The 24,997-nt window shown below is 59.2% G+C and carries 22 protein-coding genes; 12 read left to right on the top strand and 10 right to left on the bottom strand.

From position 1 onward, the window contains the following. Positions 1-12 precede the first annotated feature (12 nt). From HPY55_09120 to HPY55_09100, 5 genes are all read right to left on the bottom strand, one after another. On the bottom strand, positions 13-2,052 hold the full coding sequence (locus HPY55_09120; GenBank protein NPV70790.1) for a FapA family protein: 2,040 nt from the start codon (positions 2,050-2,052) through the stop codon (positions 13-15). A 47-nt stretch (positions 2,053-2,099) separates the two neighbouring features. Then, positions 2,100-3,572, bottom strand: coding sequence for an AAA family ATPase (locus tag HPY55_09115; protein NPV70789.1), 1,473 nt, complete (start codon positions 3,570-3,572; stop codon positions 2,100-2,102). Between the two features lie 61 nt (positions 3,573-3,633). Further along, positions 3,634-3,933 (bottom strand): hypothetical protein, encoded by a 300-nt coding sequence (locus HPY55_09110; GenBank protein ID NPV70788.1) that lies wholly within the window; start codon positions 3,931-3,933, stop codon positions 3,634-3,636. Positions 3,934-4,086: 153 nt separating this feature from the next. Continuing rightward, a complete protein-coding gene (locus tag HPY55_09105; GenBank protein ID NPV70787.1) occupies positions 4,087-5,214 on the bottom strand; it encodes an HD domain-containing protein in 1,128 nt (375 codons plus the stop codon). Between the two features lie 543 nt (positions 5,215-5,757). Further along, on the bottom strand, positions 5,758-7,893 hold the full coding sequence (locus HPY55_09100; GenBank protein ID NPV70786.1) for a hypothetical protein: 2,136 nt from the start codon (positions 7,891-7,893) through the stop codon (positions 5,758-5,760). A 183-nt stretch (positions 7,894-8,076) separates the two neighbouring features. Between HPY55_09100 and HPY55_09095 the strand changes: the two genes are divergently transcribed. The 11 genes from HPY55_09095 to HPY55_09045 all read left to right on the top strand — a co-directional run bounded on the left by HPY55_09095 (position 8,077) and on the right by HPY55_09045 (position 17,931). After that, on the top strand, positions 8,077-8,994 hold the full coding sequence (locus tag HPY55_09095; GenBank protein ID NPV70785.1) for a DUF3100 domain-containing protein: 918 nt from the start codon (positions 8,077-8,079) through the stop codon (positions 8,992-8,994). Beyond that, on the top strand, positions 8,994-9,182 hold the full coding sequence (locus tag HPY55_09090) for a hypothetical protein (protein ID NPV70784.1): 189 nt from the start codon (positions 8,994-8,996) through the stop codon (positions 9,180-9,182). The genes HPY55_09095 and HPY55_09090 overlap by 1 nt, the downstream gene beginning before the upstream one ends. Before the next feature lie 446 nt (positions 9,183-9,628). Next, positions 9,629-10,261 (top strand): hypothetical protein, encoded by a 633-nt coding sequence (locus HPY55_09085; protein NPV70783.1) that lies wholly within the window; start codon positions 9,629-9,631, stop codon positions 10,259-10,261. Positions 10,262-10,575: 314 nt separating this feature from the next. After that, positions 10,576-10,776 carry a hypothetical protein gene (locus HPY55_09080; GenBank protein NPV70782.1) on the top strand — a complete coding sequence of 67 codons (201 nt, stop codon included), beginning with the start codon at positions 10,576-10,578 and terminating at the stop codon, positions 10,774-10,776. 495 nt (positions 10,777-11,271) lie between these two features. Beyond that, complete coding sequence (gene trpE, locus HPY55_09075; GenBank protein NPV70781.1) at positions 11,272-12,771, top strand: anthranilate synthase component I; 1,500 nt, start codon at positions 11,272-11,274, stop codon at positions 12,769-12,771. Next, positions 12,768-13,379 (top strand): aminodeoxychorismate/anthranilate synthase component II, encoded by a 612-nt coding sequence (locus tag HPY55_09070; protein NPV70780.1) that lies wholly within the window; start codon positions 12,768-12,770, stop codon positions 13,377-13,379. The genes trpE and HPY55_09070 overlap by 4 nt, the downstream gene beginning before the upstream one ends. Before the next feature lie 88 nt (positions 13,380-13,467). Further along, entirely contained in the window at positions 13,468-14,496 is a 1,029-nt protein-coding gene (gene trpD / locus HPY55_09065) for an anthranilate phosphoribosyltransferase (GenBank protein ID NPV70779.1), read from the top strand. Beyond that, positions 14,483-15,292: an indole-3-glycerol phosphate synthase TrpC gene (gene trpC, locus HPY55_09060; protein NPV70778.1), complete on the top strand. Its 810-nt coding sequence runs from the start codon at positions 14,483-14,485 to the stop codon at positions 15,290-15,292. The genes trpD and trpC overlap by 14 nt, the downstream gene beginning before the upstream one ends. Beyond that, complete coding sequence (locus tag HPY55_09055; GenBank protein NPV70777.1) at positions 15,286-15,912, top strand: phosphoribosylanthranilate isomerase; 627 nt, start codon at positions 15,286-15,288, stop codon at positions 15,910-15,912. Before trpC ends, HPY55_09055 begins: the two co-directional genes overlap by 7 nt. Next, positions 15,893-17,089 (top strand): tryptophan synthase subunit beta, encoded by a 1,197-nt coding sequence (gene trpB, locus HPY55_09050; protein ID NPV70776.1) that lies wholly within the window; start codon positions 15,893-15,895, stop codon positions 17,087-17,089. Before HPY55_09055 ends, trpB begins: the two co-directional genes overlap by 20 nt. Continuing rightward, positions 17,086-17,931 carry a tryptophan synthase subunit alpha gene (locus HPY55_09045; protein NPV70775.1) on the top strand — a complete coding sequence of 282 codons (846 nt, stop codon included), beginning with the start codon at positions 17,086-17,088 and terminating at the stop codon, positions 17,929-17,931. The genes trpB and HPY55_09045 overlap by 4 nt, the downstream gene beginning before the upstream one ends. 329 nt (positions 17,932-18,260) lie before the next feature. On the opposite strand, the gene HPY55_09040 is transcribed toward HPY55_09045, so the two are convergent. The 5 genes from HPY55_09040 to cpaB are packed head-to-tail and all read right to left on the bottom strand — an operon-like array spanning position 18,261 to position 22,917. Continuing rightward, positions 18,261-18,908 (bottom strand): hypothetical protein, encoded by a 648-nt coding sequence (locus HPY55_09040; GenBank protein NPV70774.1) that lies wholly within the window; start codon positions 18,906-18,908, stop codon positions 18,261-18,263. Next, the gene (locus HPY55_09035; protein ID NPV70773.1) at positions 18,901-19,629 is read right to left on the bottom strand and encodes a hypothetical protein; all 729 of its coding nucleotides are present in this window, start codon (positions 19,627-19,629) and stop codon (positions 18,901-18,903) included. The genes HPY55_09040 and HPY55_09035 overlap by 8 nt, the downstream gene beginning before the upstream one ends. Next, on the bottom strand, positions 19,626-20,969 hold the full coding sequence (locus tag HPY55_09030) for a CpaF family protein (protein ID NPV70772.1): 1,344 nt from the start codon (positions 20,967-20,969) through the stop codon (positions 19,626-19,628). Before HPY55_09030 ends, HPY55_09035 begins: the two co-directional genes overlap by 4 nt. Continuing rightward, entirely contained in the window at positions 20,953-22,173 is a 1,221-nt protein-coding gene (locus tag HPY55_09025) for a hypothetical protein (GenBank protein NPV70771.1), read from the bottom strand. The genes HPY55_09030 and HPY55_09025 overlap by 17 nt, the downstream gene beginning before the upstream one ends. Positions 22,174-22,191: 18 nt before the next feature. Beyond that, positions 22,192-22,917: a Flp pilus assembly protein CpaB gene (cpaB, locus tag HPY55_09020; protein NPV70770.1), complete on the bottom strand. Its 726-nt coding sequence runs from the start codon at positions 22,915-22,917 to the stop codon at positions 22,192-22,194. Between the two features lie 475 nt (positions 22,918-23,392). On the opposite strand from cpaB, the gene HPY55_09015 reads away from it, so the two are divergent. Then, positions 23,393-24,994 carry a hypothetical protein gene (locus tag HPY55_09015; protein ID NPV70769.1) on the top strand — a complete coding sequence of 534 codons (1,602 nt, stop codon included), beginning with the start codon at positions 23,393-23,395 and terminating at the stop codon, positions 24,992-24,994. The last annotated feature ends 3 nt before the right edge of the window (positions 24,995-24,997 follow it).

Here is a 24,997-nt window from a genome sequence, read left to right as displayed (position 1 = left end):
CCGCAGGTCTGCCTAATTATCGCCGGCTACTACCCGATGGTCTCCACCGGGATGTTTCTCATCATTCCCAAGAGTTCCTATTTTAAGAGTCCCGTTTGGTCCCACGTATAGCCTTACGCGATTCCTTTCCTCGTAAAAGACGAAGGAACGATTGCCCACCTGAACCGTCGTCTCAGGGAAGACTTTGCGTATACCAACCACTGCTTCCTCGGCCACCTTAATTCTCGCCGTTTTACGGGTGGAAAAGCCCGGTGATCCGGCTTCGTCTATATAGACATCCCCCAGCGCAGATATCTCACCGCCCCGGAAAACGCCGTTTATCTTAACCCGTTTCCCTGCCGTGAGAACCGAATGGTAGCATCCCTGATCTGCTACAACGATGCTGCCGGTGGCGTCCAGAACGCTGTTTTGTGCGTAAGAGCAAAGGATGTCACCCGGTTGATCGGGCAGGGAGTCAAGGAGGTGGTCGATCTCCACTTTCTTCTCGAGCATTCTCTGCAGTTCATCGGTGCTGGACTCTTCCCGGCCAGCCGGACCGAGAACCAAGTTCTTAATACTCAGTGGCAATTCACGGAAGACAGCCGGAAATGGTAGGTCGATCTTTTCCAGGGCCGTGGCGTATTCAGTTACAATCGCGTTAATCTCCTGGCGCTTTTTCTCCAAGAGGAACCTGACAATCCTGCTGACATCGGTCTTTTTCAATTTGTCGGAGTAAACAGGATGCTGCCGTATTCTGTTGGTTTCCCGGGCAATCTGCTCCAGGATCTGGTCGAGGCTATTCAGCAAAGGAGCCAGCCGGTTGTAGAGTAACTTCAATCCTCCCGCTCGCACCTGGCAGCCGATAAGGCTTCCCCGGCATATTACCATGCCCCCGGCCTGGATCACCGCGCCCGAGCTGTTCCCCATCACGGTAATGTCCCCGTGAGCCACCACCCGCATTCCCTCATTGACGTTGCCGAGAATCAACAAGTCCCCCCGAAAACTCAAGTTGCCGCTTTTCATGTCCACATCAGTGGGGTGTACCATCATCTGGACGACCTTCAAATACCGCTCGCGGTAACCTTCCACAACGGGCCTACCAGCAATGGCCGCTACGGCTTTTCTTCCGCCATCGTCGATCACGACTCCGTCCTTGACTCGCAGCGAGACTTCCCGAGTGGGGCGCGGCAAGACAATTTCCCCTGTTACTTTCCTCCCGGGTACTCCTGGCACCGGTTCGTGCAGTACAGCCAGCAGTTCTCCTTCCTTCACGGAGGGGAAAACGTACCGTTCCCAGTAATTGACCTTCTCTTCATCCCCATAGACGATCTCCACCGGCTCGCGGTCGAACAGATATTCGATGAAACCGTCCTGTCCTTCTCTGACCGGATCACCCCTGGCTACTACCCGGGGCACGCCGTCCGCGGTCTCCACCGCTAAGAGGATTTCCTCGCGATTAAGGCCAAATGTCACCCCCTTGGTCCACAAGGCCGCTTCCACGTCAGCCGCGGCGATTACTTTGATCCTTTCCTCGTGGTGTTGGGTGAACAACTGGAGTACACTCTGTGGGTTCTGGTCTACCAACTCGTGGCGAACGGTAACCTGCGGGGTTACTTTTGCCCTAGCTGTAAAGCCATCGGCGGAGACCTCCACCTCCACTCCGGCCGGGCGCACTTCTTCCACGGGCTCGACATCAACTTCTTCATCCTCGCGTATTTGTCGTGGACCGTGCACTACTATCCCGTTCACGCGCAGGACGGCTCCGGGAGTTGGAATGACCATTGCTGCCTGTCCCGTGCCATGTGGCCCGTGTACCCGCAGGACACCACCGATTACTTCGGCCATCCCCTCGCGGTCCGCCTCGGCATCGCGATCCCGTCGCCCTGAAGTGTGTTCCGGCCGGAGAATCGCCCGGATGGTGGCCGGCCGCCACCAAAGGCCCAGTAATCCCCTGCTGCCTTCGTCCAGCACTTCTATTTGTAGGTGCTTCTCTTCTGCCTGGAGAATCTTCCTGGCCGTGAGGCAAGCATCCTTGACCGTTTTGCCCTGGATTACCACTTCCTTGTTTCCCACGAATCCAACCTCCCGGGCCGATGAGTAAATGGTTACCGGGGCCAAAATCACCCACGGTCGCTACGCTGCCGGGGAGACTGGGAAAGAAGGCCGGTGCAATGCTGGAAAGAAAGTCTTTCCCTTACTTCTTTCGGGTTGATTTTGCGGACTTTGATTCCTTGCTCTTCTATAACGTACTCGCGGATGTCCCGGGCGTGCGCACCACCCCGCATCTTCACCACCAGCAGGGCTTTTCTGAGTTCCGTTCCCAGTTGAACGTAGCGCAAGAGGATAATGGTATCCACAAGAAAAGGGACTTTATGGAAGGTGATGGTGTTAAGTCCCAGTAGCTCGTCTACCTCGGTAATGAGGATGGAGGTGACCTCGCAGTTCTTGAACCAGTTGACAATAGCGTGGATGTACTCCTTATACATAATCGGGTCGTCGACGCTGCTTTCGTAGTTGCTAATGGTGTCGATTACTATCCGCTTGATTCCATTTGTTTGCACCATTTGCTTTAGCGCGTGTAAGTGTTCGTTCAGGTCCAACTCCCCTGGAGAGGTGCAGAGAATCGTCACTTTTCCCTCCCGGATCAGTTCTGCCAGGTCAAAACCAAGGGTGGCCGCGTTCTTGACAATTTGGCGAGGGTGCTCTTCCAGCGCCACCAGTAACCCCGACTCGCCCTGCTGCGCTCCTTGCATCAGGAACTGCAGTCCGAGGAGCGATTTCCCCGAGCCCGAATCGCCTGCCAGCAGCAGGGAATCCCCCTTCAGCAGGCCGCCGCCCAGAATATTGTCCAGTTCCGTGATTCCGAAACTGTTTCTCGTCTCGGAAACGGGTTGATGATCCGGAATCGTTACCGGGGCGGTGACCCGGGGGAAGACTTCGAGGCCGTGGGTGGTGATCTTGAAGGTGTGTAACCCGGGGACGACGTTTCGCCCGCGGCTCTTGACGACCCGCAAGTACCTGGTGGATATGCGTCCCTTCAGCTCTTCGCTGAGGATGATTGCCGAATCCACCACATATTCCTCGAAAGCCACTCTTCCTTGCTCGGCGGCCGTCTCCGCGATCAATAGCGGGGTCAACCCCTGTCGCTTAAGCCCGTTGATGAGTCTATTAAGTAGCTCCCGAAGCTTAACGGGATCCTGCTCCAGCCGCTGCAAGTGGGTGATGTTGTCTACCGCTACCCGCCTGGCCCCGATTTCCTTTATCATGTCGACGAGAACACCCTGCCCGGCGCCCAGTTGCTCCAGGATCACTTGCGGAGAGGTGGACATTACCCGCAGTTTCTTTTGTCGTTCGAGTTCCCGAAAGTCCCAACCCATGCTCTTGGCATCCCGGTAGATCATCTGGGGGAATTCTTCGAAACTGATGATCAACCCGGGCTCGTTGGATTCTACAATCCCGTTGTAGATGACCTGCATGGCCAGGATCGTCTTGCCACTCCCAGGGGGGCCTTTGATTAACACGCTGTTCTCCCGGGGTATCCCCCCGCACAGGATTTCATCCAATCCAGCGATCCCTGTTTGAATGGTCGACACAGAAATCCCCCCCTTGGTATTATTACTTCGGATTTTCGCCTCTTGGTTCATTGGCCCCATTTCAAAGCCTCCGACTTCTTCTGGTAAACCTCTCGACCAGGCAGCGTACCACTTCAACCAGTTCAGGATCGTCCGTGAGGCTGTAGTAAGGGTTAGTAGCGCGCCCGTGCTTGATTAATAAACCCATTTGGCAGAGTTGCTCTACCTCACCGGCAATGTCTTCCTTGTTCATGCCCACCCACATTGAGACTCCCTCCAGGTCGTCCAGGGTGAATGGATTATTATAAAAAAACAGCAATAGCTGCATTTTCGTTACCGATGCTTCTATGTCATCGGGAATTCGTCGCGCCTGTTGGGACACAGGCAGCACCTCCAACTCACACTATCTAACTGCCTGGTGAAAGTAGTCCGCCTCCAACAACTCCCTGGGATTCCACTCCAGGTAGCCCCTGCGGACTCCCTCACCTGAACAACAGATCACATCTGTTTGATAATTGGGTTCCTGGTTGCCGGTTTACCGATCAGGCGCTGGTTTACGAATTTCCTCGTTCAACACCCCCATGAATGCGTTCACTACCTCTAAATCGAATTGGCTTCCCGCGTTTTGCTGCAATTCTCTTGCCGCTGCTTCATATGAAAGAGCCGGCCGGTAGGGCCGGTCGCCGGTTATCGCCTCGAAAGCATCCGCAGCTGCGATGATCCGTGCCCCCTGAGGTATTTCAGTTCCCTTTAACCCATGGGGGTAGCCATTACCGTCGTATCGTTCGTGGTGGTAGAGTACCAGTGGCACAATAGGCTGAAAAGGCTCAGGCCCCAGGATCTTGGCCCCGATTTCGGGGTGCCTTCGGAGCGCTTCGGATTCGCTGGTTGTCAGCTTCCCGGGCTTCAGGAGGATGTTGTCCGGGAGCCCGATCTTTCCAATATCGTGCAGCAGAGCTCCTCTCCGGAGCAGCTCGATGCTATCTTGCGATAATCCCATTCGCATTCCGGTCATTATCGCATACCTGGTCACCCGCATTGAATGCATCCGGGTATGGCTATCTCTTGCATCAATAGCCATAGCGAGGCTCTTCAGGAAGTTCAGACTGAGGCCAGAAACCTCACTGCCTAACCTGGTATTCTCCAGGGCCAGAGCAATGTAGCCGGCCAGGGCTGAAGATATTTTAATCTCAGCAGCGCTAAAGAACCGTTTCTCCCAAACGCTGCCGAGAGTAATCAAGCCACGGGCCTCGTGCCCGACCACCAGAGGGATATAAAGGGCGGCATCGAATTCAGGGAGTGACTGATTGCATTGCGATGACGACCGTTCCTTACTGGTGGCCAAATAGGGTTCTCTTCGTAAGAGTACCTGTCCGGCGATCCCCTCTCCGGCCCTCAAAAAGCGGTTTGTCGCCCTGAAGGCTGGAAACCCTCTGCATACCCTGATGCTCAATTCATTCGTCAGAGGATCCAGGAGCATGATCGAGGCTTGTTTGACCTGCAGCAGGTCCATCAATACATCAATAGAGCCCTCTAGCGCTCCCTGCACGGAAGTGGGCCTGCAAGTCAAATCGGAGAGTCTTTCGACGGCTCGAAAATACTTGTGGATCATATTGACACAAGGATCCTGTACTAGTGCAGGAATTCCTGATTCGAGGTCCATACATACCCCCCGCGCCCGGTAAGAACGCAGGCGCAGCATCTCTTCCTCCCGCGGTTGGCTGCATCCTGACGCCGGGTATAGAAGTCCTATTAGTGTTCCTCCACGCTTTTCCGAAGATGGGTTGACGCAGGCAGAACTACCGTTGTCTTTCTCCGGCGGCCTCGGCGGTACCGAATACCGGGCTTTGAGCCTGGGGCTTGCGGTCTGGAGGCTTGATAGATCGGTAAGCGGAAGTCTACACACCGATATATATAATCGATGATAGATGCCTACTTCTTAACCCCTTTCCGCGAAACTTCTCGGTTTTTTTCGAGGAGGGGATTGCGGGGTGTCTGCCAGTGCCAGGTGCTGCTGGAGCGACTGCGCGAGATCGGTGCCGGACCCCAAGCTCTCCGGAAGGACCTCGACGCGGTGCAGGCAGAGATTGTACAGTACGATGGAACATCATCGCGGGAGCGGGCTGCGGCCCTCTTGAGCGCCGTTCCGGGTTTCCGAACTTAAGGGGCGGAATGACCGCCCTCTCTCCTTGTACCCGATGTTCTCTCAGGGGTTTACCTGTTGTAACAACTCCCGGGCCTCGCAGGCGCGGTCGCCGTTCGCGTAATCCGTCAGCAACCTCTCGAGGTACGCCTTATCCTTCGTGTAGGCATACAGGGTCAACAGGGCGTCGTCGGCCATGGAGCTCCTGGAATACGTTTCAATGAAACGCTTGTATGTGTCTACGATCTTCCCCCGTATGGACTCTGCGCCGAGCACCGTCTCCGAGTCCAACCCCCACTGCAGGATCCCGATGTGCGCGAGTCCCTGAGAGTACAGTGCTTTGGCCTTCAGGTCGCCCGTCGCCTGCGGGGACTTTTCTACAGCCTCAAAGCACTTCAAGGCGTGTTGGTAATTGATGAGCCCCTGGAGATAGGCCTGCTTTTCGGGGATCTCCGCCCATAGTTCATTGATGTGGCCGACCCAGTTGAACCCCTGCCTGGCCCCGGCCCACAGGAAGTTGTAGTAGATGAACTGGTTGCGATAGATTTCAGCCCCTAGCTGGTACAGCGCTTCGGGATTGCTCGAATCCGACTTTAGCCGCGCCGTTTGTTCCGCGAGGCTCGAAACCCATCCCTGTTGTTCCCTGATCCTCGCCCAGAACGGGTATCGTACTCCCACGGCTCCACCCAGCAGGAGCTCCCCCGTAGCGTCTGCGCCTTTGTCACCGTAGCGTTCGATGAATGCCGCCAGGCGCTCCGACGCCCGCTGATAGTTCTCATCGCGAATGTCGCGGACGGCGAGGGTGTATTCGATAAGTGGCTTGAGTTCGGGAACAACTTCCGGGTCACCGGCCAGTTTCTCCAGCTCCGCCGGCGGAACCCTCCCGTCGAGGACGAACAGGAGGCGCCCGCGCGAATCGAAGTGAAGGTCCCCGTCAGGCAGCACGGCGGCCTTTGCCAGCCAGGTCAGCGCTTCTTTCCACTTCCCTTGAAGCTCGTAGCAGCGGCCCAGCCGGTAGGCGGCGTCGTCCGCTCCCGGGTGTTTTGAGAAATCCTCCAGGAACTCAAGCCAGCCCGGGATCTCCTTCGCCGGTTCATACTGTCCCGATCCGTATTTGAACGGCCAGGGGTCGTTGCGCATGGAGTCCCAGAAGTCGAGGACGAAGTACGGCCGCCCGCGCACCTTTTCATACGCTACAAACCCACGCGCCAGGTAGCTGTCCGGGTAACTTGACCTTATTTCACGTAGCAGATAGTGGTTTCCCCAGATGTTAAGGCCCGGGGTCGTGCCGTCCTTCTCTACCTCCACCACGAGATGGTCGAGCGATTCCTTCGAGTCACTTACCTGGTATACCTGATAGAGTATCTCCTGCCTCACCGCAGGTTCCCTGGACTTCTCGAGCATTGTATTCAACCAGGACAGTGCATCCCTCTTGAGCCCTTCACCGGGCCCCCACTTTGAGAGGTGTCCTACTCTCTCGGCCACCACTACCTGCGTCTTTGTTGTGAACTTGGTGAAGTCTTTGCCCAGAAGCGAAAGGACCCCCGCCGTGATCGGATCCAGGTGGGCCACCACCGCCTGCGCGTACACGTCCGGTTGCTTGAGCAGCTCTATGGCTTTCTCCACTGTCAGAATCCCCTGCCCGTGCAACACGGACAGTAGGAGGTACTGCAATCCTTCATCGTAACGACCCAGCATTGACATAAGTAACGCAGCATCCTCTTCCCTCATCAGGCGCGCCAGGTGAACCCGGCCGCTCTGATAAGCCAGGTAGCGGTCACCCTCCGGCGGAAGCGAAATCAGATAATCGAGGAGAACCTGGGCGGCGCCCGGTTCGTGGTCAGGCACAACCGAAAACAAGTCCAGCCAGAAAACCATCTCGGGCCGGGATTTCGCGCCCGCCAGGCCTTCCTTGATTCCGGCCAACAACGAGCCGGCGGGTAGCTTTCCTAGCGCTTCCTTTTCAGGATACTGGAACCCGGCACTGCCCTGCGCGCGTCCGTATATCGCTTCCTCCTTGAAGGTCGCCAGGAATGCGCGCTTCGCGTCCTCGAACTTCGCCGCAGCCTCCGGCGGGACCGCGGACAGGCCACCGGCCCCTCCAGCGCCAGGCAAGGCAGGCGGCTTCGTCGCTCCCGGGGCACAACCTGCGATCAACAGAGCCAGAACCAGTACGACCATCCTGAGCCTCTTCACCATCTAATAGTCCTCCAACCTTGCAGATCCACAGGTGTTTAGACGCTGCTACCGGCAAAAATGTTCGGGGCTGCGCCCGTCACCCACCCGGTCTGAAAAACCACGGGACATCTACTGTACAAAACAACAGTATAGGGTCTCGTATTCGTCCCCACTCGTCATTGCTGCACCTTCCTTCGCTCGTGGTTGTTACCGTACGCTGCCGGAACGGGACTCCTGCAGTACTTCCGCAACGCAGTCTTCGTCCAATACCGGATCGAGGCCCGCGCAGGCCATCGCGCACGCCGCCGCCAGGACTGCGTCCATTGCGTGCTCGGTCACAGTCGTGCGATAGTCAGGCCGTTGCCGTCGATGGGAGGAGAGGACTTCGCCATATTCCAGGAAAAGGCACCCGGGTGTTTCTTCTGGTTGGGTGTCGGTAACGCCGGGCGGGGGATCGCGCACCTTAAGCTGTTCAATGCGGACGAAAGCAAGGTCGCATCCCCCATCATAACGGTATCCATACTCTTTCTGGTAGCAAAGATAGCGGTGACCATTGGCCCAAACATCAAGACGATTCTCAGCGCAGGCCCGGCGCTCATCCTTCAGGAACTCGGCAACCTCGGGACCGCATTGATCGGGGTGCCGATAGCGATTCTCCTGGGGTTGAAAAGGGAAACCATAGGGGCTACCCACTCCATCGGCCGTGAGCCGAACGTCGCGATTATCAGCGAGAAGTACGGCCTCGACAGTCCCGAGGGGCGCGGCGTTCTCGGTGTGTATGTGGTGGGGACCCTGTTTGGGGCCGTGTTTATGGGCCTGTTTGCGGGATTCCTGGCGAGTGTCACTCCGCTCCACCCATACGCGCTCGCCATGGCCTGCGGTGTTGGGAGCGGGAGCATGATGGCGGCATCTTCAGGTAGCCTCATCGCTCTCTATCCACACTTGAAGGACCAGATTACGGCGTTCGCCGGCGCGTCGAACCTCGCTACCATGGCGGACGGGGTCTACGCGACGATTTTCCTTGCCCTACCCATGACCCACTGGATGTACTGGAAACTCGAGCCCATACTCGGCCGTTACGCCTTGAAATCTCCTGGGGCCAGAGAGGGAGGTAACGCCTGATGAACCTCAACTTCCTTGAGACCATGCTCGTGCTGGTGATTTCCGGCGTGGTCATGCTGTTCGGCAACTTTGTAGGATACAAGATCGCCCTCGCGGCGGCGATTCCCGGCATGATCATTCTGTTCCTGGTCATCATGGCCGGACTTGCCCTCTGGAAGATCATCCCAGGATCTACTTCTGTGCGATGAACGCCCACCGCAGAGATGGCCGCGGCCTGTCTCACCGACAGCCGAAGGTCGGTTTTTCGTTGGTAAGACCAAGATCACTTCGAGACGATAGGACCCGTGCACCACCTCGACGAGGTCTTCGTACCACGGTACCCCTCTCGCCCAGGGGAGCCCGGGATCGCTGCAATCCACGTTTTACCGCCGTCCTGCGTAACGCAGAAACCGCCGTATACACCCATCCTACTCGGCTCCAGGGTGGCTCCATTGCTAAGTTCCCAGTCTTGCTTCCCAGCTCCCACCCAGACTCTCTTAGGATCCACCGCATCGAAAACAATGCAGGTAATGGCGGGGGGCAGGGTGGCGACTGAATGCCAGTCTCCTGACTATCCACCCTCACGGCAGGAACAAAGTAGGTGCCCCGCGGGTCTCTATTACTTGGGGCACAGTATCATAAGGGGGTTGCGCGGGTGAAGAAAGAGTGGCTGTCAGCTTTTTTGCTTTCCCTCTTCATCGTTGTTACCACACTCACAGTCAGTGCTTGTTCAACAAGCAACAGAGCAGGCAAGAACGCAGGAAATCCCGATGCCCGGCAGAGCGTGACTCCACTGAGTGCGGAAACCGAACAGAATCCGGGCGAGACTCAACCTCAGCAAGATAAGAAAACGCTTCACCAGATCGTGGTACAACGAGACAACGACCGTTTTACTCTTAAGGTAACCCCCGGGCAAAAACCATACGGATTGGTATCGGATATTCAAAATTTACGATGGATAGCCCTTCGTGGCGGCCTTGGTATAGAGAATATTGCCGAAGGCCATGACCATCTTGAGATAATCCGGCAAAGTGAAAAGAACGAGGTAAAGAGTAAGGGGTTGTGGATTCGCCTTTATTATGAGACGTACAAGCCCGAACAAGGGATGAATGATTTCGGACACAAAGACATAATCGTTTACGCAGCCCCCCGAAACCCTAACGATGCTTTTCTCGGGATTCAAAACACGGATGATCAGACCAAGTGGAGTTTGTTCTCGTTGCCTGGCTACGGGCCCTGGCTGAAAAAAGAAATCGATATCCTCCTCCGATTAGCAACGGGCCTGTAATAGAGCCTGGATGGGAAGCGAGGAGTACACGCATGTTGATTAGGCGTATATGTCAGTCAATGAGATGCATCTTCCTCGTCGCTCTCCTCATTGTTGGATCTGGTTGTGACTCAACAGCTCGCCAGGGTCCCACAAAGCCATCTATGCCGGTCAGTCGGATGACCATGAATCTTTATCCCAGCAATTCGCCAACCGAACTATCTACCCCTGGAACCGTTCAGGCCGGCCAGGAAGTAGTTGTGAAAGAGAGATGTCCGCCGTGGGTGCTGGTTAGAGTCGGCCATAGCGAGGGGTGGGTCCCCAGCAGGTACCTGGTGACCAGCAAGGAAACTGTTCCCCGCGAGGGAAGACTTCGACAGGAGACAAGAGCCTACATGGCCGAGCCCAACGTGGACGATATAAACAAGATTATCAGCTCCCCCTTCGAGATTGAAAGCGTCGCCTATTTTGGGGGGCAGTTTTGCGGAACCTCTGATGAGGCAACTCGACATATTGACATCCGGTCTGTGGAGTGATATAGTGCGACCTAATCAAATAACAAGTAAAGGCGATGCGTGGGAAGAGTAGGCACGAAGCCGGCGGCTCAGCGAGCTGATGGCGGTGGAAGGTCAGCCCGCACGGTCGTGTTGAATGGGCCCACAAGCTGCAAACCGAAGCCTCTGCACAAAACAGTCGCAAGACAGGCGGTGCTCCCGTGTGGAGCGAGAGGTGGTAGGCTCTGCCGGATCCCTCGCCGTGAAAAGAGGGAGGGTATGAAACTGAGAGTCGCCTCTTGAGGAGTACCCGTCGAGGGAGATCATCTCGTGCGATCTCACATGGGTGGCACCACGAAGCCTTTCGTCCCGTGACGAAAGGCTTTTCGTTTTCAGGCGGCCTCAAGGAGTACCTTTGAGCGATGTCACGGGCAACCGTGACGTAATTGGGGTGGCACCGCGGAAAGGCCTTCCGTCCCTGGTCGGGATGGGAGGCCTTTTTCTACCCGGGACATGCGATGAAAGGAGGGAAAATTTATGTATCGGCCTGATGAAAAAGCATTCGTCGAGCAATGCCGCGAAAGTGACCTCATTCCGGTGTACAGCGAGCTGGTCTGCGATATGGAGACGCCTATCTCCGTCTACCAGAAGCTTCGCGACAAGACGTGCGGCTTCTTGCTGGAAAGCGTGGAGGGCGGGGAAAGGTTAGGGAGATACTCTTTCCTCGGGTTCGACCCGTTCATCACCGTACGTGGCTGGGGAAGCAAAGTAGAGATCGACAAAAGAGGGGGTAAGAGAACCGCCGAGGGAAATCCTCTGGAAGTTGTCCGGGGGATAATGAGGCAGTTTCGAGTGGGCGACGTTGAGGGCCTCCCGCGGTTTTTCGGTGGCGCGGTAGGGTACATGTCTTACGACCTGGTACGCTTCTACGAGGCCTTGCCCGGGGAAGTAGAGGACGATATGGGAATACCGGATTGTTTTCTCGTTTTCCCCGAGGTGGTTGTGGTATTTGACCATGTGACCCATAAGATAAAGGTCATCGTAAACGCTGTCGTGAATGACCGCCCGCCGGCGCTGGCCTATAGGGCCGCCGTGGCCAGAATCAGCGAGTTCACAGACCGGATCCGTAATTCCTGCGAAGCGGAAGACAACGCGCGTCATGCATCTCCTGCCGGTCCTCCCGCGCCTGGGAACAGGGCGTTGTCGATCCATGCCAACATGGAGCCTGGCTCTTTCATGGAAATGGTCAGGCGTGCGAAGGATTACATTGCCGCCGGGGAGATATTTCAGGTGGTTTTATCCCAGCGTTTCCACGCGGAGGCATCCGTACCACCCTTTGAGGTTTACAGGGCGCTGCGAAGCATCAACCCATCGCCCTACATGTTCTTCATGGACTTCGACGGGATATCTCTTGTGGGTTCTTCGCCTGAGATGCTCGTGCGTCTCGAGCACGGGGTCCTCGAGACTCGGCCCATCGCCGGGACCCGGCCCAGGGGGGATACGCCTGAGGCGGACAGGGCTCTTGAGAGGGAATTGCTTGCTGACGAGAAGGAGAGAGCGGAGCACGTGATGCTTGTCGATCTCGGGAGAAACGATTTGGGACGGGTTTGCGAATACGGGTCGGTGGAAGTGCCGGAATTCATGACGGTAGAGAGGTACTCGCACGTGATGCACATCCTTTCCGGAGTGAGAGGAAGGCTTGCGACAGGCAGAGACGCATTCGACGCCTTTGCTGCGTGCTTCCCCGCCGGTACCGTTTCGGGGGCCCCGAAGGTTCGAGCGATGGAGATCATTGATAAGCTGGAGCCCACGAAGCGCGGGCCGTATGCCGGGGCTGTCGGTTACTTTGGCTTCCTGGGGAACATGGACACGTGCATTACCATCCGGACCATCGTGTTCAGCGGAGGCAAGGCTTACTTCCAGGCAGGGGCGGGAATTGTCGCGGATTCCGACCCTGAGCGGGAGTATCAGGAGTGTGTCAACAAGGCCAAAGCCCTGCTGCGAGCCCTCGAAGTGACTGGGGAAGGGTTGATATGATCCTGGTTATTGACAACTACGACTCGTTCACCTTCAATCTCGTCCAGTACCTGGGGGAATTGGGGGCTAAGCCGGTAGTCTACCGTAACGACCGGATCTCTACGGCCGAGATATCTCGGATGAAACCCGAAAGGATAGTCATATCCCCGGGGCCGGGTACGCCAGAACGCGCAGGGATCTGCATCGAGATCATCAAGACCTTCGGGCCGCGAGTGCCCATCCTCGGCGTCTGCCTCGGGCATCAGGCCATAGGAGTCGCCTTCGGCGGGCGGGTTGTGAGGGCACCCAGGTTGATGCACGGAAAAACATCCGTGATACGACATGACGGCCGCGGCATTTACCGAGGCGCAGAAAACCCGCTGGTTGCGACCAGGTACCATTCACTGGTGATCGACAGGGTGTCTCTTCCTGATGAGATGGAGGTAGTGGCCGAGGTTGACGACGGTACGGTGATGGGTGTTCGCCATCGCTTCTATCCCGTGGAAGGGGTCCAATTCCATCCGGAGTCCATCCTTACCAGGGAGGGGAAGAAGATACTGGCGAACTTCCTGGTGCTACACGCAAAAACGCCTGGCGGGGATGGGACTGCGAGGACCGCAGGTCTCTGACAGGCGCAAGATGCGCCGCCGGAGACGAGGAGATATTCGGGTGAAGTCTCCGAGAGGCTACATGCATGTGGGAAAGGGAGTAGAACACGTGATTAAGGAAGCGATAGCGAGAGTGGTACAGGGAGTCAATCTTACAGAAGAAGAAGCGGAGACGGCCATGATGGACATCATGGACGGTGTGGCAACACCTAGCCAGGTGGCTGCCTTCCTGACGGCCCTCCGCATGAAGGGTGAAACGGTGGAGGAAATAACGGGAAGCGCCAGGGCGATGAGAAAAAAGGCCGCGAGGATCTATCCTGAAAAAGATGTGGTTGTCGATACCTGCGGCACGGGTGGCGACGGCATGAATACCTTCAACATCTCGACCACCGCCGCGTTTGTGGTCGCCGGGGCGGGAGCAGTCGTAGCCAAGCACGGCAATCGCTCGGTTTCCAGCAGGAGCGGCAGTGCTGACGTGCTGGAGGCCTTGGGAGTCAACATCGCAGCGACCCCGCAGGTGGTCCAGGATTGCCTCAATACTGTTGGGATGGGTTTCCTGTTTGCCCCGCTGTTTCACGAGGCCATGAAACACGCGGCAGCACCTCGACGAGAGATGGGTATCAGGACAGTTTTCAACCTCCTCGGTCCTCTTACCAACCCTGCAGGGGCTCAGGCCCAGGTATTGGGGGTATTCGACCCGCAGCTGACGGAGCTGCTGGGAGAGGTGTTGAAAAAACTGGGCACTAGACGCGCATTCGTGGTGCATAGCGGAGACGGATTGGATGAGTTTTCGGTGAGCGCTCCCACGAAGGTAACCGAGGTATACGAAGATCGGGTGCGTACGTACTTCGTGACACCCGAGGAGCTCGGTCTCAACAGAGCGTCGCTTGAAGACATGCGTGGCGGTTCCGCTCAGGAGAACGCCTCCATCGCCATGGAGATACTCTCGGGGGCGCGAGGTCCCAGGCGGGACGTGGTCCTCCTCAATGCCGCTGCGGCCCTGGTGGCGGGTGGGTTAGCAGCGGACCTTCGAGAGGGCCTGGGGATCGCCACGGAGTCCATCGATTCCAGAAAGGCCCTCGAGAAACTCGAGCTACTTCGCTACAGGACGCGAGGTGTACCGAATGATCATAGATGAGATCGTAGCGCGTAAACGGGAGAGATTGGACCAGGCCAAGCGCAGAGCCCCGTTGGAGGAACTGATGACGAAGGTGGAGGCTTTGCCGGGGACGGGTCGAAGGGAGCCGGCTTTCAGGAAAGCGCTTCTTTCGGCGTTCAGGCCTGCTCTTATAGCCGAGGTCAAGAGGGCCTCCCCTTCCAGGGGCCTTATACGGGAAGACTTCGACCCGGCCGCCATAGCGTGCGCCTACAGGGAGGGAGGGGCGGCCGCCATCTCCGTACTGACGGAGGAGGATTTCTTCCGAGGTTCTCCCTCGCACCTGATGGAGGTTAAGGGGTGTGCGGGCCTTCCGGTCTTACGCAAGGATTTCATTCTTGAGGAGTATCAGCTTTACGAGTCGCGGCTGATGGGGGCCGATGCCATATTGCTCATAGCTTCCGTCCTCAATGAGCGCGATCTCCGCCGGTTCGCGGAGGTTGGCTCGGAGATAGGACTCGAGTGCCTCGTGGAGGTTCACACGGGGGAGGAGCTCGAAGTCGCGCTGGCTGCTGGCTCCAACCTCGTCGGCATCAATAACCGCGATCTCAGGAGCTTTGAGACCGACCTCAAGACCACGGAGATCCTCATCCGTCACATTCCCCCCGGTACCGTGGTTGTCAGCGAGAGCGGCATAAACTCACGGGCCGACGTGGTCAGGCTGGCTGATGCCGGGGTACACGCTGTTCTTGTGGGGGAAAGCCTCATGAGAAGCCGGGATATCCGGGCCAAAGTGATGGAGTTGGCAGGCCGTGAGAGTGAGCGACCTGCATGGTGATGGTCAAGGTGTGCGGGATAAAGAACATCGAGACTGCACTCTATGCCGCAGAGTGCGGAGCCGACGCGTTGGGGTTCGTTTTTGCTCCCAGCCGTCGCCGGGTAACCCCCGATGAGGCCAGGGAAATAGTGCGCCGTCTTCCTAGGTCGATATGGAAGGTTGGGGTCTTCGTGGACGAAGACCCCGAGGTGGTTTCCGAGACTGCGAGCTACTGTGGGCTGGACACCCTTCAGTTTCACGGTAGCGAGAGCCCGGAATACTGCAGGCGCTTTTCGCTCAGGGTACTCAAGGCCCTTCGCGTCAGGGGGGACAGGTTCTTCCCCGACCCCGATCGATATTCCACGTTCGCCTACGTCTTGGACACCTATGTCGAAGGGATGGCCGGAGGCACAGGCAGGAGTTTCAAGTGGGGACTGGCCCGTCGCGTGGATTCTGGCAGAAGGGTTATCATTGCGGGAGGATTGTCGCCGGAAAACGTGGCGAGGGCCCTGGAAGAAGCCAATCCGTACGGGGTGGATGTATCGAGCGGCGTTGAGACCGACGGAGAAAAGGACTGTGAGAAGATACGCCTCTTCATAGAAGAGGTTCGGAGGTGGGAGAATGCAGGGGCTGCCAGATAAAAACGGGCATTTCGGGCCGTTCGGAGGCCGATACGTTCCAGAGACCGTCATGCCGGCTCTTCTCGAGCTTGAGGAGGCTTACCTCCAGGCCAGGAACGATGCCAGCTTCGCGGAGGAACTGCACTACTACCTGGCAGAATACGCGGGCAGGCCGACTCCACTCTATTATGCCAGGCACCTCACAGAAAGCCTGGGAGGTGCCAGGATCTACCTCAAGCGGGAGGATTTAATGCACACCGGCGCCCACAAGATCAATAACAGTCTGGGACAGGCGCTGCTGGCAAAGAGGATGGGCAAGAAGCGGGTGATAGCCGAGACGGGGGCCGGCCAGCACGGAGTCGCGGTGGCTACCGCCGCGGCTTTGTTCGGGCTCCGGTGTGAGGTGTACATGGGAGTAGAGGATATGGAAAGGCAATCTCTCAACGTTTTCCGCATGAGGTTGCTCGGGGCCAAGGTCACCGGGGTGAATGCGGGGAGCCGTACCCTGAAAGACGCCACCAACGAGGCGCTCCGGGATTGGGTTACCAACGTGCGCGACACTTACTATATTATCGGGTCTGTGGTGGGACCCCATCCGTATCCCATGATGGTGCGGGACTTCCAGTCTGTCATAGGCCGGGAGGTCAGGGAAGAGTTGCTTCGGAAGGAGGGAAGACTTCCCGGCTACCTTGTGGCCTGCGTAGGAGGCGGAAGCAATGCGATGGGGCTCTTCTACCCGTTCCTGGGCGATGGAGAGGTTAAGATGATCGGGGTTGAAGCGGGGGGCAAAGGGCTGGATACCGGGAAACACGCCGCCTCCCTGAACGCGGGCAGGCCAGGGGTCCTCCACGGGGCCATGAGCTACCTCCTGCAGGATGAAAACGGGCAGGTTACGCCGGCACACTCCATTTCTGCCGGCCTCGACTACCCCGGCGTGGGGCCAGAACACTCATATCTGAAAGAAACGAATCGAGCCGAGTACGTCTCGGTGACCGACGGCGAAGCCCTTGAGGCTTTCCGCCTCCTTGCCGAGATGGAAGGCATAATCCCCGCACTGGAACCCGCGCACGCGCTGGCCTACCTGAGGAAGCTCGCTCCGCAAACCAGCCCGGACCAGGCCATCGTAGTGTGTCTATCCGGGCGGGGGGATAAGGACGTGGAATCAGTCAGCAGGTTCCTGGAGGTGGCACCGCGTTGAACAGGATAGATTCCAGGTTCGTGCAGCTTCGGTCCGAGGGGCGCAAGGCCCTCATCTGTTACCTGACTGCCGGCTTTCCGGATCTGGATTCCACGGGCGAGCTTGTGCTCGAGCTCTGCCGGCAGGGAGCCGACATCATCGAGCTCGGCGTGCCGTTTTCCGATCCGCTTGCCGATGGTCCGATTATCCAGAAGGCTTCTCAAAGAGCCCTGGACCTGGGGACCACCCCAAGGGCCGTCCTCAAGCTGGTAACAGAGCTCCGGAAGTGCACTGATGCTCCGATAACGCTGCTGACCTACTACAACCCCATCCACCAGTACGGCCTTGCGAATTTCGTGGACGATTGCGCATCCTGTGGCGTGGATGGCCTCATCGTTCCGGACCTCCCGCTGGAGGAAAGCAGCCCGTTGAGGGAGCTCGCGGAGGCCAGGCGAATCTGGCTGATAGGGCTGGTGGCTCCTACATCTACCCCGGATCGGGTGGCCAAGTTATGCGCTGTGACGAAAGGGTTCCTCTATTGCATCTCCGTCACAGGAGTGACCGGTCTTCGCGCGGACCTCTGGGAAGGGCTGAGGGGGTTTCTCGAGGAAGTGCGTCGAACGGCCAGGGTACCAGTGGCGATCGGGTTCGGCATCTCGACCCCCGATCAAGCCCGTCGCGCCGCATCTTATTCGGACGGCGTTATCGTGGGCAGCGCCATCATGCAACGGATCGAGGAATGCCCCCGGCCTGCCGAGTGTGTTCCAGTTGTGGGGCAGTTAGCTGGCGAATTAAGGCAGGCTCTAGACATGGACGACGAATCGCGGGGTGAGCGGAGCAGGAGAAACGCCATTCTCTTTTAACCACAACAACTGGCCCACGAGGCTATGTACGCCTGGCTGGGAAACCGGCTCATATCGACGCCGGTTTCCGCCAGGATGTCCTCGACGCTGCGCCGGCCCAGTCCGTCATCCCGAAAGGGCGCATCCGCTCCTCTCGGCGATTCACTCCGCATCCTGTATCGCACTCACCCTCCATTGCTCCCGGCGCGACGACCGTCTCTATGCGACTCTCCTTCGCGTGCTCTCCTGCTGGAGGCGACATTCTAATACTCATCTATTTCCTGCCATTGACATTTCACCGCGGGTCTCGCAGGCGGGGGCACGCTCCCGCCCGCTTATCGTCCGCATCGTTACCACCTCGAAGTAATGAACATGAGTACCGCCGGAAGCAAAGTAAGCACCAGCATGGAAGGCAGGAGAAAGACTATCGCGCACACGCTGACCCTGGTGGGCAGAGTCCTTATGACGCCCTCCAGTTCGTTCTTGCGATGTACCCTGGTGGCCCAGGCCTGAGCTTTCAAGACCTCCGAAACCGGGCTCCCGCGCGCGTGGGCATGACCCACTATGCTGGAGAACATCCTTACGGGAGCGGGGGTTCCTTCACCGAACACCTCTCGTAGCGCCCCAACGAGACTCACCCCCGACGCCTCCAGAGCGCTCACGCGCCTGATCGCCTCACCCAGCGGGCCGCGCACGACCCCCCCAACGTACTTGAGCGCGTTAGAGAGGTTCATTCCAGCGTTCGCACACACCAGTAACAGATCGATGGCCTCGGGCAGCGACTTGACCATCATGCGATTTCGCGCACGCCTTGAGAGGCGCTCTGCGAGCGCGGGCGCGCACCAGGAGGTTGCCGCCCTGGCGGCCGCGGCCTTTCTCCGGAGCCTCCCAAGAGTCATATCTCTTATCGCCAACGACAACACGGTGAACCAGGCAACCGCGGCAACCCCGGCCAGCAGCGGGTGAAGCGTTACGATTAGCCCCGCGTGTTCAAACATCGTCGACTCCGGCGATCCGGCGTGTGACGACGACTCCGAGAATCCAGGACACCACAGCGTATGCCAGTCCTGCACGGCCCAGGGGGTGAATTCCCAGGAGCGAAAGCATGTCACGCCTCGCCACAAGCATATACAGCGCAAACCCCATGGGGAGTACGGCCATGATGAGTGCCGACAGCCTCGCGTCGGCGCAGCCGGCCCTGATCTGGTCGCGCATGGCCCGCCTCTCTCGAACTGTACGGGAGACTCCTTCGAGGGCCGCGCTCAGGTCACCGCCGCTCGAGGTGTATATCTCCAGCACACGCACCAGGTACTCAAAATCCGGGTGGTCCATACACCGCGCCAGATCCAGAAGGCACGGGATCAACCTCGCGCCCATCCGGTAACGGTTCAGGCTGTCGCGCAACCCGGGCCCTAGCGGCGGGTCCTGAACCTCTTCCTGGGCCGACTCAAGTGCCTGCACGAGGCTGAGGCCTGCCTTCATGCCGCCGGAAATGAGTACGACGAGGAACTCCATCTGATCCTCCAGCCTGTCACGCCGGACCGCTCCAGGCCAGGGGAGCGTCCTGGCGAGAGGGACACTCGCGCGCCGGTCACGCCGTTGATCCAGCCTCGACAGGCGGTTGCCGCCGAGGGCTTCCGGGACCAGCCTGGCCAGGAGGTAAGCGGAGAGGAATGAGCCTCCGAGCGCGAGGACGGTATCGAGTCGCCACGTGTTCATTCGCGTTCACCCCCTAACCAGGCCGGCACGGCGATGCCCGCCTGCCTGAACTTGAAGACTGTCTCGGGCGCGACTCCCGTCAGCGCACACCCCTCGAACCTGCCGGCGCCAGCGCCGCTCGAGGAAACCCATCTGAACACCTGGCGCAGGACCGGACCGCGCCTTTCACCGGCGGAAAACGCCTTGTCCACAATGGAGACATCGGTGATCCTCCGCGAACCGTCTGTCATTCGTTGCTGGTGAATGAGCAGGTCCACGGCGGACCGGAGCTCCTCGGACACCACCTCGTGCGGAACCGTCTCTCCCGATAGCAAGACCATATTCTCGAGGCGCCTGAGCGCGTCACCAACGCCGTTTGCGTGAACGGTCGACATACATCCCTGATGCCCCGTGTTCAGGGCCTGAAGCAGGTCGTACGCCTCTGCCCCTCTCACTTCTCCGATGATAAGCCTGTCCGGCCTCATCCTCAGCGCATTCCGGAGGAGGTCGCGTATCGTCACACAACCCTTACCTTCAATGTTGGCGGGTCTGCTCTCGAGCGAGACCACGTGCGGGAGCCGGATCCGCAATTCCGCGGCGTCCTCGAGCGTGATTACCCTGTCGCCGGGGGATGCAAGAGAGCAGAGCGCGTTCAGGGTCGTCGTTTTCCCGGACCCGGCTCCCCCCGAAATGATAATGTTTAACCTCGCGCGCACGCAGGCGTGGAGGAACTCAGCCATGCCGGCCGAGAGGGTTTCGAGCCTCACCAGCTCCTCCAGGGCCATCGCCTTGTCCGGGAACTTCCTGACCGTAAGGATTGGGCCGTTCAGCGCAAGTGGCGGCACTATGGCGTTGACCCGCGAACCATCCGGGAGCCTTGCGTCGACGTAGGGGCATGCTGTGTCTATCCTCCTTCCCAGGGGGGCAACAATCCGGCTTATGACCTCGACAAGGTGTTCATCGCTCTTGAACACCACGTCCGTCAGTTCCAGCACACCTGATCGCTCTATGTAGATCTGTCTGGGGCCGTTCACCATGACCTCTGAGACGGTGGCGTCGGCTATGAGGGGGTCGATCGGGCCGAAGCCGGCGATCTCCTGTACAAGCGCTTCGGCGAGCGCGCCCCGCGCGATTCCCGGAACGGACAGTCCCTCGCGCACGATTACCTGGAGGATGACCGATTCGAGCCTGGAGCGCGTCTGCTGATCGCCCCTCGCCACAAGCACGAGGTCGGGACACGTCGATAGGATGCTCTCCTGAACCCTCTTGAGGACGGGCCCCACCGGATCCAGTCGGCGGGCGTCGGGCACCGAATCGTCGCGCTCGGCTATCCTCTCGAGACGCTCAAGCAGGCTTACCACCGGTCAGGCGCCCCCTGGCGAAAACACCCCAAATCGCATTCCTTACGGTTCCGAGTCTCCTGGACGGGGCTGCGGGAAGGCCGAAAAGCCGTGAGGCAACGTCCTCGATCGCCCTGGCCACGTTCTCGTTCGGGGCAAGCAGCACAGCGGGTACACCGCGATATACCGACTCTTCGACCGTCCGCCTGTCCTCGGGAATAACCGCTCCAACCTTGACTCCCAGGAAGGACTCGATGCGCGACGAGTCCACCGGGCTGGCTTCGCTGAACCGGTTCACTACCACCACTATCCTGTCGAGAAGCGGCAGCCGCAGCTTCTCGGCCAGTTCGAGAACGGCTTTCGTCCTCCTCAGGCACGCCACGTCCTGTGTAACGACCAGAACGATGCGCCACGCCTGTTCCAGGTAGTCGTAAACCGGTTCCGCCATGGAATCAGCGGGCGTGTCGATGAATACCGCGGAGTGCCGCTGCCTCAGTGCTTCGACCACGAGCCTGACGTCCTCGGGCTTAACGAGCTCGGACAGTTCCGGCCTGCCGGGTGCGGCGACGACGTTCACCCCGGATTTCCTGTGCCTCGCAACCGACCTCTCGAGAATCGCAGGTGAGCCGTCCGCTGTGTAAGGCAGAGCATCCAGTATCGTGGGGCCATCCCCCAGGTCCAGATGTACCGCGACGTCACCCGACCCCATGTCCAGGTCCACGACGCAAACCGGATGGATTCCCCGTCTGACCGAGGCGGCAGAGAGGTTACAACATAGGAACGTTCGCCCGACGCCTCCCTTGGGCGCCCACACGAGAACGAGCGCGCCGCGAATCCCCTCGACCATCCTGCCTTCCAGTACGCTTGCGCCTCGCTCGGGGACGGCGGACGCCCGGTCGCCGGGGTCCGGCGGAGGTGGCGCCGGCGCATCTACGATCCTGACGTCACCCGCCCTGGCGAAGTATTCGATCCGCAGCGATGGGAATACAGCCCTGAGCAGGTTCAGCATGTCGGTAAAACCGGCTTGCTGCCTGAGACCGTCCTCAACGAGGACGACCTCCGCGGATACGGATGGCATGAGGGCGGCCGCGGCCTCGAGATTCCGGACGATGCCGGCCACGGAATATCCGGCAGGTAGCCGGACACCATCCAGGGATGCGTCACGGGCCACGACCATCACCGGGATATGCCGCGCGCACGGCGTGGTTGCATTTGAGTCCAGCAAGTCAAATCCTCTCCTCGATTACTGGGCGCTTGACGGAGAAATCCCCTGCACGGGTGGGTCAAAGAGGTCCTTCCAGGTAACCCCCTGGGTCTGCACCGCGGGAGCGCCAAAAGGCACCGCCACCAGGTATACGTGTCCGTTCTCGAGGCAGAACGCGAGGCGCTCCGCATCGCGCGGTGTCACGGCCAGCAGGACCCCCTCGGGTCGGCTGTCAATGCCGGTTGAGAACGCCCGCGACTGCTTGCCACCCACGTGCTCGCCCCGGCCCGTGCCGATGACGGGCACCGAGCGGAGCACGCACCTCGACGCGGACGCGCCGGCCTTCTGTTCCTGAGACACGAAGATCACATCCACGCGTTCACCGGCCCTTATCGCTCCGCCGACGGCTTTGACGTCCTGGACGGGCACGAACATCGCCCGGGATTCGCCGGGCAGACCGGCAGTCGTTCCGGCATACTCCCCCGCCGCAATGCGGTTCTTCAGCACCTGTTCGCCGGCGACTATAGTCTGCGTGGTGAACTTCCCAACGACGTCCTCCTTCTTACGAAATGCGGACGGGTGCACCGACCGCTTGGCCACTGGAAAAAGTTTAACCATCTGGGACAGCACCCGCGCCCCGGCGGGGATGTCACCGGAGGCGACGACCACCTCTTCCGATTCGCTTATGCTCGAGATATACCCATACGTGAGCGCGCTGGCAACCAATGCCACCGCGAGGGCAACAAGCATCTGTCTCCTCGCCACGGATTGAACCTCCTAGCACCTGCATTACCCTGGGTTGATGGCTCAACCCAGGGCGACGGGAAGAGCCTGGCGAAGGAGGGTGTCGAAGGGCGCCGGTGGCTGTTTTATTTTGAAACGGGCACGAGTCCGACCCGGATCCGGGCGATGTTCGCATTATGGGTCTACCTCCTTTCCCGCGGTGTTTGCCCGGCCGCGGTGGACCCTTTCCTTCGCCAGGTTTCCACGCCGGTTGCCATCTTTTGGCACTTGCCATTCTAGCTGTCGCCTCGTGGGGAGTCAAACGGTTTTGATCGACAGCTTCCAACACTCCGAGTGTCACCGACGTATCTCCTGACTGCCTACAATGCATTTGTGTTGTCGAATACTGCCAGCGCTTCCTTTTGCGCATGGGAAGGACTGGCGCAGTCCGCGTGGAATTGACAGGGCACACGGGTGCACGTCGGGCGCGGCGGCGGGAGGAGGCCCGCCCCGCAGTATGGGCAGGAAGAAGCGGCTGAACGTACGGGTTGCCACTGTGGCCGTAACCCTGTTGTGCCTTTCCTTGATCCCCTCCACGGTCCTTGCTGAAGGTGACCCCTGGTACACCGACGTGGCGGGCCACTGGGCGCAGGAGTACGTCCGGACCCTCTGGGAGGAGGACGTTACCGACGGCAAGATAGAGGTCGTGAGGCGAGACGGGCGCCGCCGGCGGGAGTCGCGGTATTATCCCTCGCTGGGATGCACGAGGGGACAGTACTCGATGATGCTCGCGAAGGCATTCCGGCTAAGCCCCGACACCCAGGGTCCCCCCGCCTTTGCCGATGTCCCCGAGGGCTATTCGATCTTTGACAAGCCGGCATTCTGCTACGTGCAGGCGGCCGCCCGCGCCGGCATAATCGTGGGCTATCCGGACGGTTGCTTCGTTCCCGAGGTAACGATAACCCGCGAACAGGCGTTTGTAATACTCGTGCGCGCACTCGGGCTCGAGTCCTACGCAAGACAGCTCTCGGACGACGAGGTCTGGCGCTTGCTCCGGCGCTTCCGCGACAGGAACTCGGTATCCGGAGGATTCGTCAAGGAACTGGCCGTGGCCGTGAAGCTGAAGATCGTGGAGGGCTATCCCGACGGCACACTCAGGCCGAGGCAGAATGTAACCCGCGCCGAAGCGGCGACTGTGGTGTACCGCTCCTGCATGGTGACCGCCTCGGTCAATCCAATCAAATTCTCTCCAGACGGCGACGGGGTAAACGACACAACGGAGTTCCACCTGGCCACTCTCCGAAACCGGAACGCAATCGCCTGGAACCTGTTCGTGACCGACTACAGCGGGCAACTACTGCGGACAATGAATCACCTTCTCGACCCCGGTCCGCCTCCCGCGTCCCTATCCTGGGACGGACGCGCCGACGACCGCCGCGTGTTACCCGATGGAACGTATTACTACCGCGCCAGGGTAGAGGACCGTAACCGAACCGTGTTCTGGTCGGTATTAAAGCCGGTGACGCTGCAGTCAAGGGGGCTATGGGGGCACGTGTCGCCTCCCGTCGTGGAGCCCGGTGACGAGGCAGTTGTCACGGCATACGCGCAAGGCGATCCCAGTGCCGTGTTATACGCCTCCCCATGGTCCCAGTACCAGGGCCTCGGGCGCGACGGCGATTTCTGGCGCCGCCCGTTCAGGATCCCGGCCAATACGCCGGACGGCGAATACGGACTGCATCTCCGGGCAGTGTACGACGATACGAGGCGGGATACGACAACCAGCGTGATGGTGCGCCAGTATGTAAGCGTGTCGGGATTCCTGAGCCCGAACCCGTGCAGGGCCGGCTCAACCGTCACCGTGACGGCATACGCCCCGCCCTGCGTGATTGCGGTAACGGCTTCATGCGACGGCCTGGGAGCAGCCGGGTTGAGCCTGAGAAGGGTTCCTGGAAAGGACGGCGAGTGGACGGGGGAGTTTCACGTCCCGGGTGATTCCCCGAGCGGTCGATATGGGGTTGCGCTGACCGGCAGATCACTTACAAAGTCGGCGGAAACAACGCTCTACCTGACGGTGGACGAGCCGCCGCTGCAAACGGTGGGCTTCGTGCTGGTGGACTGAGAC

Source organism: Bacillota bacterium, assembly GCA_013178305.1.
Taxonomy (GTDB): domain Bacteria; phylum Bacillota; class Sulfobacillia; order JABLXB01; family JABLXB01; genus JABLXB01.
This window is presented reverse-complemented; position numbering and strand designations above follow the sequence as displayed.